A 15,703-nucleotide genomic window follows, 5' to 3' on the forward strand; every position below is an offset into this window, starting at 1 on the left:
ATCATGCGTCACAACGGTTTGAAGCAATTGGCAAGTCAGCGTACCACCGCGATCAACGCCTGGCTTTCCAGCGATAGCGGTTACGTTGCCGAGGTACTGGGTCACTGCGGGTTTGATGCCGTCACGGTGGATCTTCAACACGGTCAGTTTGGTATCGATGCGGTTCCCCGCCTGCTGCAGGCTATCTCCGCCACGCCCGCGATGCCGTGGGTGCGCTGTAGCGGAAACGATATGGCCGAGCTCAACAAGCTGCTGGATATGGGTGCCTACGGCGTCATCTGTCCGATGATCGAAACCGTCGAACAAGCTCGGCAGCTGGTCAGTGCCACCCGTTACGCGCCGCTGGGACGCCGAAGCTTTGGCCCCGCTCGTGGACTGTTGTACGGCGGCTCCGACTACCTGGCGCATGCCAACGAAGAGGTGCTGGTGCTGGCGATGATCGAAACCCAGGATGGCTTGAAAAACGCCGAAGATATCCTGCAGGTGCCGGGCCTGGATGGTATCTACATAGGCCCGAACGATCTGGCACTGAGCCTGGGGATCTCACCGGCAACCCCCTGGCAGGAGTCCGTCCTGGCAGATCACATTCATGACCTGCTGGAGCTTTGCCAACGGTACGAAAAATACTCAGGCATTTTCTGTGGCGATCTGGCCATGGCCCATGCGATGCAGTCGGCGGGTGCGTCCCTGGTAACGCCTGGCAATGATACGCAGCTGATGCGCAGCGAAGCGATGCAGCGTATTCAGATGCTGAGAGAGGCTAGCTGATGAGTGTCCTGCCACTGGTGCTGTTGCCGGGGACCCTTTGCGATGAACGGCTGTGGGCTCGAATGCTGTCGTTCATGCCTGACGCCGTCGAGGTGGTGACGCCCCGCTACGGCAAAGGCAGCAGCATGACCGAGGTGGTGGCATCGCTCAGAAAGGAGCTTCCGGCCCGATTTGCATTGGCCGGGTTTTCACTGGGCGGACTGGCGGCGTTAGAACTGGTGCGTCAGGCGCCTGAGTCAGTCGACCGTCTGGCGCTGATCTGCAGCCATGCCCAGGCCGATACTCCAGCAGGGAGCCAGGCTCGTCAGGACCAGCTTGAGCTGGCCAGGAGCCGTGGTCTCGAAGCGCTGGTCAGCGAGCAGTTTGTTCCTGCCGGCCTTCGCGCTTCGCATCCGGGATATTCAGAGAGTGAAAGGCTGATACGACAGATGGCGATCGACACCGGCCTCCAAGGGTTTGAGCGGCAGACCTTGATGGCGATTACTCGAAGAGATCAGCACGACGTATTGGCAGCGTTTTCTCGTCCAACTCTGCTCTTGGCCAGTACAGGTGATGCATTGTGCTTGCCAGAGAAACCAACATCTGCCGACGCCGCGTCACCCACAAGTCGACTAGTGTGGGTGGAAGGCGCGAGCCACTACTTGCCATTGGAGCAGCCTGAAAGTGTCGCCGAGGGATTGGCTCGATGGCTACGCCAGGCTGAATGACATCACGCTGTCACCTCGCTTCCAGCGATATATCCCCCCAGGCAGTATTGCCGCCAGGTGGGAAGTTATAAATAGCTTACGCTTTACGGAGAAAATAATGAATAAAATACTCACGTCAGTTCTCATGTCTTCCGTAATATTGGCCGCCTCGTCGGCCCATGCAGAAGTCATCAGAATCGCTCACGATAATCAGGCCGACACGCCTCTTCATAAGGCGCTGGTGAAATTCAAGGAGGATCTCGAAGCCGAAGAAGTGGATCTTGGCGTCGAGATATATGAGGGCGGTCAGCTTGGTGGTGTCGCCGAGGTGACCGACATGGTGCAAAACAACAATATGCAGATGACTGCGGCAGCGTCTGTTCTGCTTGCACCCTATATTCCCGAGTTCAATGTGCTGGATCTGTTTTTCCTGTTCGACGATGAAGAGCATGCCCATCGGGTGCTGGACAGTGAGGACGGTGGTGAAGCCTTGCTCGATGCGATGACGTCGCGGGGTTTGCATGGTCTGGGGTTTGGTGAGGTCGGGTTTCGTCATATCACCTCCAACCTCGGCCCCATCGATAGCGAGGAAGCGCTGGGTAATGTGCGCTTGCGCTCCGCCAACAACCCGATGCAGATAGCTGCCTGGGAGGCAGTGGGGGCGACGCCAATTCCGCTGGCCTGGGGCGAAATTTATACGTCATTGCAGCAGAACCTGATCAATTCTCAGGAAAGCGCGGCGTTTTCGGTAAAGTCTCAGCGCTTTTATGAGGTTCAGAGCCATATGACGATGTCTGGCCACATCTACACCAACTTTGTCTGGTTCATGAACGCCGAATTCTATGAGGGTCTGACGGAAGAGCAGCAGCAGGCCGTCGAGGTAGCGGCTGATCAGGCGATAGCGTATCAACGTGAACTGGCGATGGAAGCCAACAATCAGGTCATTGGCGAACTGGAAGAACTTGGTGTCGAGGTGTCAGAGATGCCTGATTCCTTGAAGGAAGTCATGGCCGAACGCATGAACGGCGCCGTGCGCGAGCAGCTTCGGGATCGTACAGGCCCTGAACTGTTCGAGCAGATGGTGGACGCTGTTGAACGCTTGCGGTAACTGCCGCCGACATGCGGTCACGGTGTGACCGCTTCGGAGAAATGCCGTCATGACGGCTGGGTTTGATGGATCGGTTGCCGGTGGTGACAGGCGTCCTTGAACCGATGTCGAGCATCTGGTCCTGGGGCGCGGCGATAGATCGTTCAAGCCATGATTGTTGGTGTTTCTCTGTGCCGTCTTCAGGAGAATAAAGATGAAGATCATGGCGTTGTTGCGTGCCTTCGACAGGCACTTCGAGCCGGTGCTTATCGTCATCGGTGTAACACTTATCACTTTTTTTATTTCGCTGCAGATAGTGCTGCGTGTCTTCGACAATCCCATCAGCTGGGCCGAAGAACTCTCACGCTACCTGTTCGTCTGGGTAATCTATTTAAGTATCAGCTACGCCATTAAAGACGATCGACATATCAGGATAACCGCGGCCATCGCCTTGCTGCCGAAGAGGGGACAAGTGGCTTGTTTGATCCTGGCGGATATGATTTTTCTGGTGTACTCCGTCTTGGTGGTCTATTACGGCGCAAACATCATTGAGCGAAGCCTCGAGCTGGGCCAGATATCCTCCGGGCTCGAGATCCCTGTCGCCATTCTGTACGGGTCCATTGTTCTCGGTGGTGCCTTGAACGTGATCCGGCTGCTGCAGAAGATTTCCCAACGTCTCAAGGAACGGCACGCTTCGCCCACCACGGAAGGAGCCTTGTCATGACGGCCACCTTGCTGTTCGGTTCATTTCTGGGATTGCTGGTGGTGGGGGTTCCCATCGGTATCGCGCTTGCGGTTGCCAGCCTTATCGTGATCTATAGCCTGCCGTTTCTTAATCCGGATTTTCTTTTTCAGGGGCTGGTGTATGGGTTGAACTCTTTTCCTCTGCTTGCCGTCATCCTGTTTACCCTGGCCGGAAACATCATGAGCCGTGGCGGTATCGCCAATCGTCTGATTCGTGTTGCGGAGCTGTTTCTGGGGCGGGTGACGGGAGGCTTGGGTATCGTTGCCATCGTGGCCTGCATGGTGGTTGCCTCAATTTCGGGTACAGGCTCGGCGACGGTAGCGGCGATCGGACTTGCCATGATTCCTGCCATGGTTCAGAAGGGATACGACCGTGCCTTCTCTGGCGCTATTGTCGCTTCTGCCGGGGGGATTGGTGTCATCATTCCTCCTAGTGTGGTGATGATCGTTTATGCCATCACCGCGCAGGTATCGGTGACCGATATGTTCCTGGCGGGGATTCTGCCTGGCATCATCATCGGCGTAGCGCTGATGGTCTATACCTATATCCAGTCCAGGCGTCATGGCTACCAGGGGTCGGATACCAAGTTTTCCAAAGCGGAAGCGCTGCAGATTCTCCAGCAGGGCATATTGCCCCTGCTGATGCCGTTCATCATCCTTGGCGGTATCTATTCCGGCCTGTTTACACCCACCGAGTCCGCTGCCGTTGGCGTGGTTTACGGACTGGTGCTCGGAGTGTTCGTCTATCGCGAGATAAAGCCACAGGATCTCTACGGAATCATCCTACAGTCGGCGCTGCTGGTGGGTGCCGTGCTGGTGATCGTTGGCGCCTCGACGGCCTTCGGTCGAATCCTCACCATCGAGAGAGTCCCGACCGACATTGCCAACTGGGTGCTCGGCGTTACGGATAGCAAGGTTCTGATACTACTGGCTATCCTCATGCTGCTATTGGTGGTGGGCACCTTTATGGAAACGCTGGCGGCGATTGTCATCCTGACGCCGCTGCTGCTTCCTATTGTCACGTCGCTAGGGATGTCGCCGGTGCATTTTGGTGTCGTGATGATCGTCAACCTGGCCATCGGATTCGTCACCCCGCCACTGGGGGCGAACCTCTTCATGGCCTCTCAGGTCGGCCAGGTAGAGATCGAGAAACTGTCCCGTGCGGTGATTGGTTTCATCTTTGCCATGATCATTGCGCTGTTGATCATCACCTTCGTGCCGTGGTTCTCGCTGGTCATACCGGAGCTGAGGACTGGTTAGTCGACTGGCTGAGCGTCAACGCTATGTCGTGCCAGGCCTATCCTGCCCGGCCTGCACCTCGGCAAACCGATGACGAAAGCGCTGAACAAACTCCTCGGCCAGCCGCGACAGCGGCTGGTCCCGGGGTGTCAGCAGGTAGAAGGTCTCGGTCAGGGGCTCTTGCAGCGGTAGCGCAATGCTGTCGCTGCCGCCCATGGCGCGGGCGTTGAGGGCGTCGACGATGGCGATGCCGGCGCCCTGGCCAACCAGCCGGGTCGCCTGCAGCGCCAGCGACACCTCCAGCCGCGAGCGCGGCGCGACGCCTCGCTCGGCCAGGGCACGCTCCAGCGTCTGGCGGCTGGGGTCTCCCGGTTCATAGTGGATCAGCGTCTGGCCATCGAGGTCCTCAACGGCGATGCTTTCGTGCCCTGCCAGCGGATGATCCCGGGGCAGCAGGCAGACGCTATCGAGCGTGAAGGCTGACGCACCGAGGCGTTCGTCCTGGCCTCCCAGCAGGGAAAAACCGATCTCCGAGCGCTGGGTGACCACGTCTTCCACCACCTGCTCGGAGCGGTAGGTGGACAACCGCAGGTGCTGGTCCGGGTGATCCTTGGCCATCCCGGCGATGACGTCCGGGACAAAGGTCAGGCCGAGCAGCGGCATGGCGCTGATGCCGAGCCCGCCAAGCTCGCGCTGGCGAATCCGCCGGGCGCTGTCTCTAAGGTGCTCGAGTCCCTGCCACAGGCGCTGCTGTTCGCGATAGAACAGGCGCGCCTCCGGCGTCGGCACCAGACGTCCCTTGATCCGCGAGAACAGCGCAAAGCCGAGGTCATGTTCGAGCTGCTTCAACAGCCGAGTGACGCCTGGCTGGGCGATGCGCATGCGGCTGGCGGCGGCGGTGACGCTGCCGCTGTCCATGGTGTGCTGAAAGGCCTGCAACTGGCGGTCACTGAGCCGGGGGCTGTCCATCGCTGTCCTCCATCGAAACCTCCACTGAACCCATCCATCAGCCCCACCCATCAGCCCTGCATCCAGCCCTGCATCGAAAGGGACCATAACATCAGGGTATGGGTTTGCCATTGATTGGTATTGGATCGTATGGGATGTGGCTTCTATCGTCGAGTCATCGGCAATCGACGGCTAGGGGATCGAGGCTTCCATGGCACACGAGGTGATGATCATTGGCGGGGGTGTGGTGGGCATGGCGGTGGCCTACGGGCTTGCGCGCCGTGGCCGTCGCGTCTGCGTTCTCGATGAGCACGATACCGCGCTCAAGGCCTCCCGGGGCAACGCGGGCCTGGTCTGGGTTCAGGGCAAGGGCGCCGGCATGCCCGCCTACGCGGCGATGTCGCTGGCCTCGAGTCGAGCCTGGCCGAGATTCGCCAGCGAGCTTGGCGAGCGCACCGGCGTGGATCTGGAATTCGAGCAGCCCGGAGGCGTCGATCTGTGTCTTGACGACAACGAGGTGCGCAGCCGTTGCGCCGAGTACCAGGCACTGTACGACGTGCCCTGGGCGCGTGAGGCTGGCGTGCGCTGGGAGTACCTGGAGGGCGAGCGGCTACAACGGCTGCTGCCGGGCCTTGGCGGCGACGTCCCGGGGGGCATCTGGACACCCCACGACGGCCACTGCAATCCGCTGTTTTTGCTGCGCGCACTCTACAGTGCCTGCCAGGCGCTCGGCGTGGACGTACGGCCTCATCATCCGGTCGCCTCGATCGACCCCGGCGAGGCGGGCTTTGTTGCCCATACCGCCCGTGGCGCCGTGCGTGCCGAACGGCTGGTACTGGCCTGCGGACTGGGGGCGGCGCGGCTGGCACCGCCGCTCGGGCTCTGCGGTCGGGTCACGCCGGTGCGTGGCCAGGTGCTGGTCAGCGAGCGTCTGCCCGCCGCCGGCCGCCTGCCGACACCGCAGATTCGCCAGACGGCGAGCGGCGGCTACCTGATCGGCGACGTGCTTGAGCACGTTGGCCACGACACCCGGGTCACCCTCGATACCCTGCACGCCCTGGCGCGGCGGGCGGTGACCATCTATCCCGATCTGGCGTCGGCGCGGCTGGTGCGCAGCTGGGCGGCGCTGAGGATCATGACGCCGGACGGCTGCCCCGTCTACGAGGCCTCGCAGCGCTATCCCGGGGCCTACAACCTGAGCTGCCACAGCGGCATCACCCTGGCCGCCTTTCACGCCGATGACCTGGCCGCAGCGCTGGACGATGATCGGCTCACCGAGCGCTATCCGCTCTTCTCGGGAGGACGCTTCGATGTTCAAGCGGCATGAAAGGGCCACGGCCACGCCCGAGGTCACCATCACCATCGACGGCGCACCATACCAGGTGCCCTCGACGCTTAGCGTGGCGGCCGCGGTGCTGATGCACCAGGGCGCTGCTGGCTACCGCCGACATGCCGCCGGTGGCCATCGCGCGCCGCTGTGCATGATGGGGGTCTGCCACGACTGCCTGATCACCATCGACGATGCCCCCAATCGACAGGGCTGCCTGGTCACGGTGGAGCAGGGCATGCGGGTACGCCGCCAGCTCGACGAGGCGGCCGCGACCGCCACCCGGTGGGACACCGCCAACCATGCCAGTGGTGACGAGCAGAGGGGGCGCGACGATGCAGACCTGTGAGCCGAGGGAGACCGTCGGCACCGACGGCAGCAAGGAGCGGGCCCGGGTGGTGGTGCTCGGCGCCGGCCCGGCCGGCATGGCGGCGGCCCTGAGACTGGCCGAGGCCGGCCTGCGCGCGCTGGTGCTGGACCAGGCCAGGGCGCCGGGCGGGCAGATCTATCGCGATCTCGACCAGCCCCAGCTCGACGCCGCCGTCATGGGCAAGGACTACCATCGCGGTCGGGCCCTGGTCGGCGCCTTCCTGGACGCCGCCAGGCGGGGGGAGATCGACTATCGCCCAGGCACGCGGGTGTGGTGGATCGAGGCGCTGGATGACGCCCTGAACGACGCCCTGAACGACGGCCTGAACGACGCCCATCGCCTGGGCGTGCGGGGGCACGATGGCATCAGCCGGGAACTGGTTGCGGAGCGTCTGATCATCGCCACCGGCGCCATGGAGCGGGGCTGGCCCTTCCCCGGCTGGCAGCTACCTGGGGTGATGCAGGCCGGCGCCGCCCAGATCCTGATGAAGCAGGGCGCGCTGCTGACCGAGGGGCCGCCGGTGCTGGCGGGCAACGGGCCACTGCTGTACCTGCTGGCCTGGCAGTACCTCAACGCCGGCTGCCCGCCCCGGATGATCCTCGATACGGCGCCGAACCTGGGACTGGCGCGGACCCTGCGTCACCCGCTCAGGGCCTGGCGGGCGCGCGGCTACCTCGCCAAGGGCGCTCGCATGCTGGCGACGTTGAGGCGCGCTGGGGTGCCGGTCGTACGTGGCGTCCAGTCGCTGGCCGCCGAGGGCGACCAGCGCTTGACCGGGGTGCGCTATCGCCGGCGTGGAGATGACCAAGAGCACAAGCTCAAGACCGATTGGCTGTTGACCCATATGGGGGTGGTGCCCGAGCCGCAGCTCCCCCGAGGACTGGGCATCGAGCACCGCTGGCAGGAGGCGCAGCAGGCGTTCGTGCCTGATCGTCGCGACGATCTTTCGGTGCGCCCGGGGGTGTGGCTGGCCGGTGACGGCGGCGGCATCGGCGGCGCCATGAACGCCGAACGCGAAGGGCGACTGGCGGCGCTGGCCGTGCTGGATGAGCTGATGGCTGACCTGATGGATAAGCCGCAGGACACGACAGCCAACGCGAAAGGCGCCGCGGCGCCGCGACCAGACGCCGATAATCGCCGGGCGGTCGCCAGGGATAGCGCCAGGGAGAGCGCCAGGGCGATCGCCAGGGAAAGCGCCGCGCTGAGGCGTCGGCGCCGCCTGGATCTGTCCGGTCGACGTCTGCTGGATGCGCTGTTCACCCCACCGGCGGACTGGGTCGAGCGACAGCCCGGCGAGACCCTGATCTGTCGCTGCGAAGGGGTGAGCCAGGCCCAGCTCAAGGCAGCGCTGGGAGCGGGGCCTGCCGGGCCCAACCAGCTCAAGGCCTTCACCCGCTGTGGCATGGGCCCCTGCCAGGGACGGCTATGCGGCACCAATGTGTCGCGGTTGATGGCCCGCGAGCAGGGCCGCGACATGGACGAGGTCGGCTACTACCGCATTCGCCCTCCGTTGACCTCCATCACGCTGGGCGAGCTGGCACTGGCGCCCTCCGATCACCTGACCACACAATCACAATAGAGCGAGAAACGACCATGAAAATTAACGCTTTGCTGTCTGCCTCCCTTGGCCTGGCGATGGCCCTTGCTGGCGCCGGCGCCGCTGTTGCCACCACCGCCCAGGCCGACGATCGTCCGCTGCGCATCGGTGTCGACGTGCCCTATCCGCCGTACCAGGAAAAGCTGCCCGACGGCAGCCTGACCGGCTTCGAGGTCGAGCTGGTCGAGGCCGCCTGCGAGCGCATGCAGCGCCAGTGCGAGTGGGTCGAGCAGGGCTGGGACGGCATCATCCCGGGGCTGCTGGCGCGCAAGTATGATCTGATCGCCTCGGCCATGAACATCACCGACGAACGCGCGAAACAGGTGCTGTTCTCCGATCCCTACTATCAGGTGCCCTCGGTGTGGGTCGGCCAGGCCGACGCGGAGATCGATCCCGAAGGCGACCTGTCGGAGATGACCATCGGTGTGCAGCAGGGCACCATCCAGGACGAGTACGTGACCACCTACCACGGCGAGGCGGACATTCGTCGCTACTCGGACTCCGGCGGCGTGGTCAACGACATGTTCACCGGTCGGCTGGACCTGGTCTTTACCGCCTTCCCGTTGGCCCAGGAGCGGCTGTTCAGTGATGAGCGTTTTGCGCGCAAGGGCGAGCTGGTGACCGGCCCCGAGTCGATCTACGGGCCCGGCGTCGGCGCCGCCTTCCGCCAGCGCGATCGCGAACTGGCCATCGCGTTCAGCGAGGCCATCCAGGGGCTCAAGGACGACGGTGACTACCAGGCGCTGTGGGCACGCTACTTCGAGAAATAGCACCGGCGGAGTCGACCTCCCGCGGGGGGAAGACGAGAGGCGTGAAAGCCCGCTATGTAAGGAGCCCACCATGCGACGAGCCCTCCATCGGAGGGCTCGTTGGTGTCGGGGGTTCGGCCATTTACGCCGTCGGCGGCACGGTGCAATAGGCGGCTAGGCGCTGTCCGAAAAGTCGACGAGCGAAGGTTAGACAAGGCAAAAATCGGTGAGAAAGCGCAGTTTACGTGGTGTAAATGAGCATTTTGATCCGATTTTTAACGCCGTATTACCGAGCGCAGGCACTTTTCAGACAAGCCCTAGGGCGTCACCGGTAGCGCTGCGTAGGCCACCATCTCGACCAGCATTTCTTCCCGGGCGAAGCCGGAGACGATCACCGCCGCGCGGTTGGGGTAGGGCTCGCTGACGTACTCGGCGTAGACCCGGTTGACCGTGGCCAGATCCTCGCGCCGGGTCACGTAGATCAATACCTGGGTCAGCGATTCAACGCCGCCACCGGCGCAGGTGAGGGTGTGCACCAGATTGTCCAGCGTCTGGCGGGTCTGGGCCTCGATGCCGCCGTCGACCACCTCGCCGCTCTTGTCGATGGGGATCTGGGCGGTGAACAGGATGCCGTTGCCGACGCTGGCCCAGGACAGTGGGGCGCGGGAGGCGAACAGCTCGGTCTTGACCGGGTGAACCATGGGGTATCCTCGAACGTTGGAAGTCGGGGGTAGTAGGGCAAAGAGAGTGCCAAGGGGTGAGGGTTGTGTGTCAGTCGTTGTCGTGGGTGCCGGCGCCGGCGCCGCTGCGAGAGGCCTCGGTAGATTCCACCAGCAGCCGGGTGGCCAGCGCCTTGAGCTGCGCCCACAGGCCGTCGTCGACCTCGATGCCTTGCTGCATGGCACGCTCGCGGCAAGCCAGCAGGTCGGACTCCTGGTGACGGGCCAGCAGGTCGAGCTGATACTCGGAGCGCAGCGACGGCAGCAGGTCCACGTGGTTGGCCATGATCAGCGTCACCCCGTCGTTGGGTTCGTTTTCCTCGGGCACCTCGTGCACCGCGTAGACGCGGATCTCCGGCACCGAACTTCCCGCACGAAAGCCCACCACCTGCTCGATCAGCGGGGTGGCTGCCGCCTGCTCTGCGCCAGCGGTCCGGGCCTCACCGTCAGGCGCCTGGGCATTGCGCCAGAAGGCGGTGACGTTCATCCCGCGCCCGGCCAGCCGCGCCAGGTAGCCCATGATCAACTGGCGGTTGTGGCAGTGGCGGATCTTGATCACCGCAAGGCCTCGCGCCCGGGCCTTGGCAAAGCCCAGCTCCAGTGCCAGGGTCGAGCTCTTGAGCACGCTGGCGCCGTGGCTGTCGAGCACCGCCAGGTCGCCGTCCGAGTAGACGAGTTCCGGGGGGCGCTCGCCCTGATCCGCGAGCAGAAAGTCGAGGCCTCGTCCCAGCGCCGCCAGTCCACCGAGCTCGTAGAGCTGCATCCAGGCCACCATGTCGGCGGCGTCGCTGGCGTCTCCGTCCTCGAAGCCCATGGCCTGGAAGGCCTTGCGGCAGAGTCCCTGGAGTTCGTTGTAAGACACCTTCATGAGTTGGCTCCGGCGTGCTGGCGGGGTTGGGCATCGGCTTCCTTGAGCGTGCCGGCGGCGTCCTGGTCGGGCTCCAGCGGGAAGCTCCAGTCGTCGAAGTCGATCAGGTCGCTGGGCTCGGCGTTGAGTTCCTCGACCAATGGCGCGCCCTGGAACAGGGTGATGCGCACCCAGCGATCGGACTTGGGATCGAAGCGACTGGCGCCGAAGAACGACAGCTTGGTGCGAAGCAGGTGCATCGGCTTCATCTCGCGGGCCCACAGGTTGGCGCGGATCTCGCCGAAGGGCGTCTCGGCCATGCTCTGGATGCGCCGGATGATGTCCTTGTGACGCGGGTGGTGAATCAGGAACTCCACCACCAGGGCGCGCGGATGGGCGCTGAGGAAGTCGTCGATGACCCCATGGGTATCGGCCACCCGAGGCGCGATGGCGAGCTTCAGTTCACGGTCGGCGCCGGGTTCGACGTCGCGCACGCCCAGGCGCGGCTCCTCCTTCTCGACCGATCGATACCAGAACCAGTAGCGCTCCTCGGGGTCGCCGAAGTCATGACGCAGGGCCCAGTCGTAGTGGGTCTCGATCAACTGCTTGAGTCTGACCAGCGGCATGTCCGGGGTCAGCTCCAGGCCCTCCTCGACCCCCATCTGGTCCTCGAAGGGATCGACGATCTCCGGGTAGAGCTCAAGCAGCAGGGTGTGGATCAGCTCCTGGGCTTCCAGGCTCAGGGTCTGGCGGCTCCAGTCGATCAACTCCTGCCACAGCTCCTCGGCCAGTGGTACCTGCTCGAGCCAGGCGCGTACCGCTGGCAGGGCGCTGGCGGTCTCGCGGTTACGCGCGCTCTGCTCGCTATCCTCGGTCACGGTCTGGGCCAGGTGGCGCTCGGCCCGGGCGACAAGCGCCACCAGGCGCTGTCGCTCCGGTTCACCGGGAACCTGACCACTGACCTGGGCCAGCGCCTTCTCGCGGCTCTCGACCCAGCGCTGGATCAGCTGCGGGTGGTTGATCAGAAAGGGCGCCATGCCCAGTCCGGTGGAATTGCCGATGCCCAGATAGCGGCGCAGCGGCGCGGCCATGGCGACTGCGCTGCCCGGCGCGCGGGCCCGGGCCATATGCTCGATCTGCTCGATGGAGAAGTGGCGCAGCAGGTAGACCGCCAGCATCTGGGTCGAGAAAGGGCGCTGGAAGTCCGGGTTGTGTTTGAGCCGATCGAAGTCGGCGATGCCGAACTTGCCATTTCCGTAGACCGCGGTGGTGCGATACAGATAGCCGACCCGGGTCAGCCAGGCCGGGTCCGGCTGGCGCCCGGCGCACAGCGCGTCGAGAAAGGCGGCGAAGTTTCTGAGGCTGCGGTTGGCCCGGGACAGCACCAGCAGACGTGGATGCTGGCGCCCGGCCTCCTGTAGCGGCACATTGGCGGCCATCTGTTCGAGTAGCGAGTCGTCCACGTCACCTTCGACCACGCCGAAGGTGACGTCCCAGGCCTCGGCGATGACCCGGTCGGAGCGGGCGGCGTCGTCCAGTGGCTGGGAAAAGATCACCCCGTGGTAGCGGGCCTGGGGTGTCTGCAGACGATAGATGGCGACACCGTGGCCCTCGGCGTCGAGCTCGAAGCGGGTGGTGCTGATCTGCCAGCGCTGGCGCGCCATCTGGCGCACCAGGCTACGCACGAAGCTCAGCCGGCTGGCGTGCAGGCTGCCCAGGCGATCGAGTTGCATCACCTCGTCGGGCGCGCGCAGACGCAGGCGCTGCTCGACGTCGGAAAGGCGGCTGGCGAGGTCTTCGCGTCTCATCTCAGGCCTCCCCTGTAGCGCTGGCTTTGTGGCTGGTGATGCCCTGGGCGCGGGCCATGGCGAGGGCGGCCTGGGGGCCGGTCCACAGCGACGGCAGCAGCACCAGCGACACCGGGATGGCGGTCAGCACGATGAACTGCTGCAGGGCGCTGATCTGCCCCGCGCCCATGTACAGGAGGATAGCCGCCATCAGCGCCATGGCGATGCCCCAGAAGGCGCGAACCAGCGGGCTCGGCTCGTCGTGACCGGCACCCACCACGGCGATGGCGTAGCTCATGGAGTCACCGGTGGTGGCGACGAAGATGGTGGTCAGCACCAGGATCGCCACTGCCATGACGGTACCGCCTGGCAGCGCCTGGGCCACGGTCAGCGTAGCCACGTCGAACTGGAAGTTGTTGAGCGCCTCGGTCAGGTCGATGGCTCCGGTCATCTGGTAGAAGATGCCGGAGCCTCCCAGCAGGGTGAACCAGATGGCCGTGGCCACCGGTGCCAGCACCGCCACGGTGAGCACCATCTGGCGAATGGTGCGGCCCCTGGAGATGCGCGCGACGAAGATCGCCATCAGCGGGCCGTAGCCGATGAACCAGGCGAAGAAGAACACCGTCCACCACTGCATCCACCAGTCCGGTGCGCTCTGGGCGGTCATCGTCGACATGGCGAAGAACGACGTCAGGTACTCGCCGAAACCCTGGGTGAAGGCGTTGACCATGAACAGCGTCGGCCCGAACAGGAAGATCACCGCGGCGATGGCGAGCGCCAGGAAGACGTTGAAGCGCGACAGGATCTGGATGCCCTTGTCGATGCCGGTAACCGCCGAGGTGACGTAGACCGCGCCGAGGCCGATCAGGATGATCAACTGGGTCATGTAGGTGTTGGCCACACCGAACAGCTCGTGCAGACCGAAGCTGACCTGGGTGGCAAGAAAGCCGATGGGCCCGACGGTACCGGCCACCACCGCAATCACGCACAGGGCGTCGACCACGCCGCCCAGCGGGCCCTTCATCATCCGTTCGCCGAGTACCGGATAGAGCAGGGTGCGCGGCTGCAAGGGCTGGCCCTTGTCATAGTGGGCGTGGGACAGCACCACCGCGGTCAGGCTGCCGAGCACCGCCCAGGCCAGAAAGCCCCAGTGCATGAACGACTGGGCCAGGGCCGGGGCGATGGCGGAGTCGCTGCCGGCCTCGATGGCCGCGCTGCCGGCAAAGGCCGGCGGCGTGACCACGAAGTGGTAGATCGGCTCGCCGGCGGCGAAGAACACCCCGCCCCCTGCCAGCAGGGTGCACATGATGATCGACACCCACTTGAAGGTGGACAGTTCCGGCGTGCGGGTGTTGCCGATGCGTGCACTCGCCGCCGGGGTGGCGATCAGCCCCATGGCGATAAAGAAGGTCAACAAAAGCAGGATCTGGAAGTAGCTGCCGAGCGCCTTGGCGGTCCAGGCGAAGCCCGTGCCGATGGCCCCCGCGACGCCGTCGATGTCGTACAGCGACAGGCCGACGAACAGCAGGATGAAACCGATACTGAGACAGAGCACGACGGGGTCGCCCAGGCGATACTGGCCGGCGGGCAAGTCCGTGGTCGCTGGCGCCGAGCGATCGGCGGGTGACGAGGTGCCGGTGGTGGAGGTGGTCATGGCATGAACCTCTGGCGTGCGGCACCGTCGGGGCGGTGCCTGTTATGGTGATTGATGGCCGCAGGCATTCGGTTGTTGTTGGGATCTGGGATGCCGGCGGGTCGGTGGCTGACGGGTGGCTGGTCTAACGTTGGTCGAGGGCTGGTCGGGGGCTGCTCCGAGGGCCGCCTCAGGCGACCTTGGCGATACCCTGAGGCGTGGCGGCGCGCTCCAGCAGCGCCAGCCAGTTGCGGCCCATGATGCCGGCCACTTCGTCCTCGTTCATGCCGACGTCGCGCAGGCCCTGTATCAGGTTGGGGAAGTCTCGACTGTCCTTGAGCCAGGCCAGTGGTCGCGGCCAACCGGCGTTGGCGGCGCTGCCCTCTCCGTAGTCCATGTCCTTGGACCAGCGGCCGTTGCGCATCCAGTCGAGTACCGAGGTGGGCTGGTTCTGACACAGGTCGGTGCCGATGCCCAGGTGTTCGACCCCCATCAGGTCGGCGGTGCGGGCGATCATCTCGCAGTACTCGGCAAGGGTGCAGTCCGGGCCGTTGCGCAGGTGGAAGGGGTAGGCCGAGAAGCCCAGCAGGCCGTTGCACTCGGCGATGGCCCTGAGTACCCGATCGGACTTGTTGCGCTTGGCCGGGTGGAAGCTCTCGGGGTTGGCGTGGGAGATGATCACCGGACGGCTCGACAGCTCGATGGCCTCGAGGGTCGAGCGCTCAGCGCTGTGGGACATGTCGATGACCATGCCGACCCGGTTCATCTCGCGAATCACCTGGCGCCCGAAGCGGGTGATACCGCTGTCTTCTGCCTCGTAGCAGCCGCAGGCCAGCAGGCTCTGGTTGTTGTAGGTGAGCTGCATGATCAAGAGGCCGAGATCGCGCATCACCTCGACCATGTCGATATCGTCCTCGATGGGCGAGCAGTTCTGGGCGCCGAGAAAGACCCCGATGCGCCCGCTGGCCTGGGCCCTGGCGATATCGCCGGGCCCGCGCACCGGCATGATCAGGTCCGCATGGGCCTCGAAGCGGCGGTTCCACTCGCCCAGGCGCGACAGCGTCTCGCGGGTGGTCTCGTGGTAGACCAGGGTGGCGTGGACGGCGTCCAGGCCGCCCTCGCGCATCTGCTCGAAGATCTCCCGCGACCAGTTGGAGTACTGCAGGCCGTCGACGGTCAGCATTTCTCGGGACATGACGTCT

15 protein-coding genes are annotated in these 15,703 nt (G+C 64.4%); 9 read left to right on the forward strand and 6 right to left on the reverse strand.

The window, feature by feature from the left end:
* Positions 1–3 precede the first annotated feature (3 nt).
* From C6W88_RS17940 to C6W88_RS17960, 5 genes are all read left to right on the forward strand, one after another.
* Entirely contained in the window at positions 4–768 is a 765-nt protein-coding gene (locus C6W88_RS17940) for an HpcH/HpaI aldolase family protein (RefSeq protein WP_108133459.1), read from the forward strand.
* The gene (locus C6W88_RS17945; protein WP_108133460.1) at positions 768–1,475 is read left to right on the forward strand and encodes an alpha/beta fold hydrolase; all 708 of its coding nucleotides are present in this window, start codon (positions 768–770) and stop codon (positions 1,473–1,475) included. Before C6W88_RS17940 ends, C6W88_RS17945 begins: the two co-directional genes overlap by 1 nt.
* Positions 1,476–1,572: 97 nt before the next feature.
* Entirely contained in the window at positions 1,573–2,562 is a 990-nt protein-coding gene (locus C6W88_RS17950; RefSeq protein ID WP_108133461.1) for a TRAP transporter substrate-binding protein, read from the forward strand.
* 193 nt (positions 2,563–2,755) lie between these two features.
* Positions 2,756–3,265, forward strand: coding sequence for a TRAP transporter small permease (locus C6W88_RS17955; RefSeq protein WP_108133462.1), 510 nt, complete (start codon positions 2,756–2,758; stop codon positions 3,263–3,265).
* Positions 3,262–4,545, forward strand: a complete 1,284-nt coding sequence (locus tag C6W88_RS17960) for a TRAP transporter large permease (RefSeq protein ID WP_108133463.1) — start codon at positions 3,262–3,264, stop codon at positions 4,543–4,545. The genes C6W88_RS17955 and C6W88_RS17960 overlap by 4 nt, the downstream gene beginning before the upstream one ends.
* A gap of 21 nt (positions 4,546–4,566) precedes the next feature.
* On the opposite strand, the gene C6W88_RS17965 is transcribed toward C6W88_RS17960, so the two are convergent.
* The gene (locus tag C6W88_RS17965; protein ID WP_181248673.1) at positions 4,567–5,493 is read right to left on the reverse strand and encodes a LysR substrate-binding domain-containing protein; all 927 of its coding nucleotides are present in this window, start codon (positions 5,491–5,493) and stop codon (positions 4,567–4,569) included.
* 190 nt (positions 5,494–5,683) lie between these two features.
* Between C6W88_RS17965 and C6W88_RS17970 the strand changes: the two genes are divergently transcribed.
* From C6W88_RS17970 to C6W88_RS17985, 4 genes are read left to right on the forward strand one after another with little or no spacing between them, the layout of a single operon-like run.
* Complete coding sequence (locus C6W88_RS17970; RefSeq protein ID WP_108133465.1) at positions 5,684–6,799, forward strand: NAD(P)/FAD-dependent oxidoreductase; 1,116 nt, start codon at positions 5,684–5,686, stop codon at positions 6,797–6,799.
* Positions 6,783–7,148: a (2Fe-2S)-binding protein gene (locus C6W88_RS17975; protein ID WP_108133546.1), complete on the forward strand. Its 366-nt coding sequence runs from the start codon at positions 6,783–6,785 to the stop codon at positions 7,146–7,148. The genes C6W88_RS17970 and C6W88_RS17975 overlap by 17 nt, the downstream gene beginning before the upstream one ends.
* Complete coding sequence (locus C6W88_RS17980; RefSeq protein ID WP_181248672.1) at positions 7,135–8,748, forward strand: FAD/NAD(P)-dependent oxidoreductase; 1,614 nt, start codon at positions 7,135–7,137, stop codon at positions 8,746–8,748. The genes C6W88_RS17975 and C6W88_RS17980 overlap by 14 nt, the downstream gene beginning before the upstream one ends.
* Positions 8,749–8,762: 14 nt before the next feature.
* On the forward strand, positions 8,763–9,536 hold the full coding sequence (locus C6W88_RS17985; protein WP_181248671.1) for a transporter substrate-binding domain-containing protein: 774 nt from the start codon (positions 8,763–8,765) through the stop codon (positions 9,534–9,536).
* 296 nt (positions 9,537–9,832) lie between these two features.
* Here the strand turns inward: C6W88_RS17985 and C6W88_RS17990 are convergent, their stop codons facing one another.
* The 5 genes from C6W88_RS17990 to C6W88_RS18010 form a co-directional block, all read right to left on the reverse strand.
* Entirely contained in the window at positions 9,833–10,216 is a 384-nt protein-coding gene (locus C6W88_RS17990) for a RidA family protein (RefSeq protein WP_045993664.1), read from the reverse strand.
* A gap of 70 nt (positions 10,217–10,286) precedes the next feature.
* On the reverse strand, positions 10,287–11,102 hold the full coding sequence (locus C6W88_RS17995; RefSeq protein WP_045993663.1) for a DUF3726 domain-containing protein: 816 nt from the start codon (positions 11,100–11,102) through the stop codon (positions 10,287–10,289).
* The gene (locus tag C6W88_RS18000) at positions 11,099–12,889 is read right to left on the reverse strand and encodes a hypothetical protein (RefSeq protein WP_231498694.1); all 1,791 of its coding nucleotides are present in this window, start codon (positions 12,887–12,889) and stop codon (positions 11,099–11,101) included. The genes C6W88_RS17995 and C6W88_RS18000 overlap by 4 nt, the downstream gene beginning before the upstream one ends.
* Before the next feature lies 1 nt (position 12,890).
* Complete coding sequence (locus tag C6W88_RS18005; protein WP_108133467.1) at positions 12,891–14,522, reverse strand: BCCT family transporter; 1,632 nt, start codon at positions 14,520–14,522, stop codon at positions 12,891–12,893.
* 169 nt (positions 14,523–14,691) lie between these two features.
* Positions 14,692–15,696, reverse strand: coding sequence for a dipeptidase (locus C6W88_RS18010; protein WP_181248670.1), 1,005 nt, complete (start codon positions 15,694–15,696; stop codon positions 14,692–14,694).
* Between the last annotated feature and the right edge of the window lie 7 nt (positions 15,697–15,703).

Origin of the sequence: Halomonas litopenaei, from assembly GCF_003045775.1 — a bacterium.
GTDB lineage: Bacteria > Pseudomonadota > Gammaproteobacteria > Pseudomonadales > Halomonadaceae > Halomonas > Halomonas litopenaei.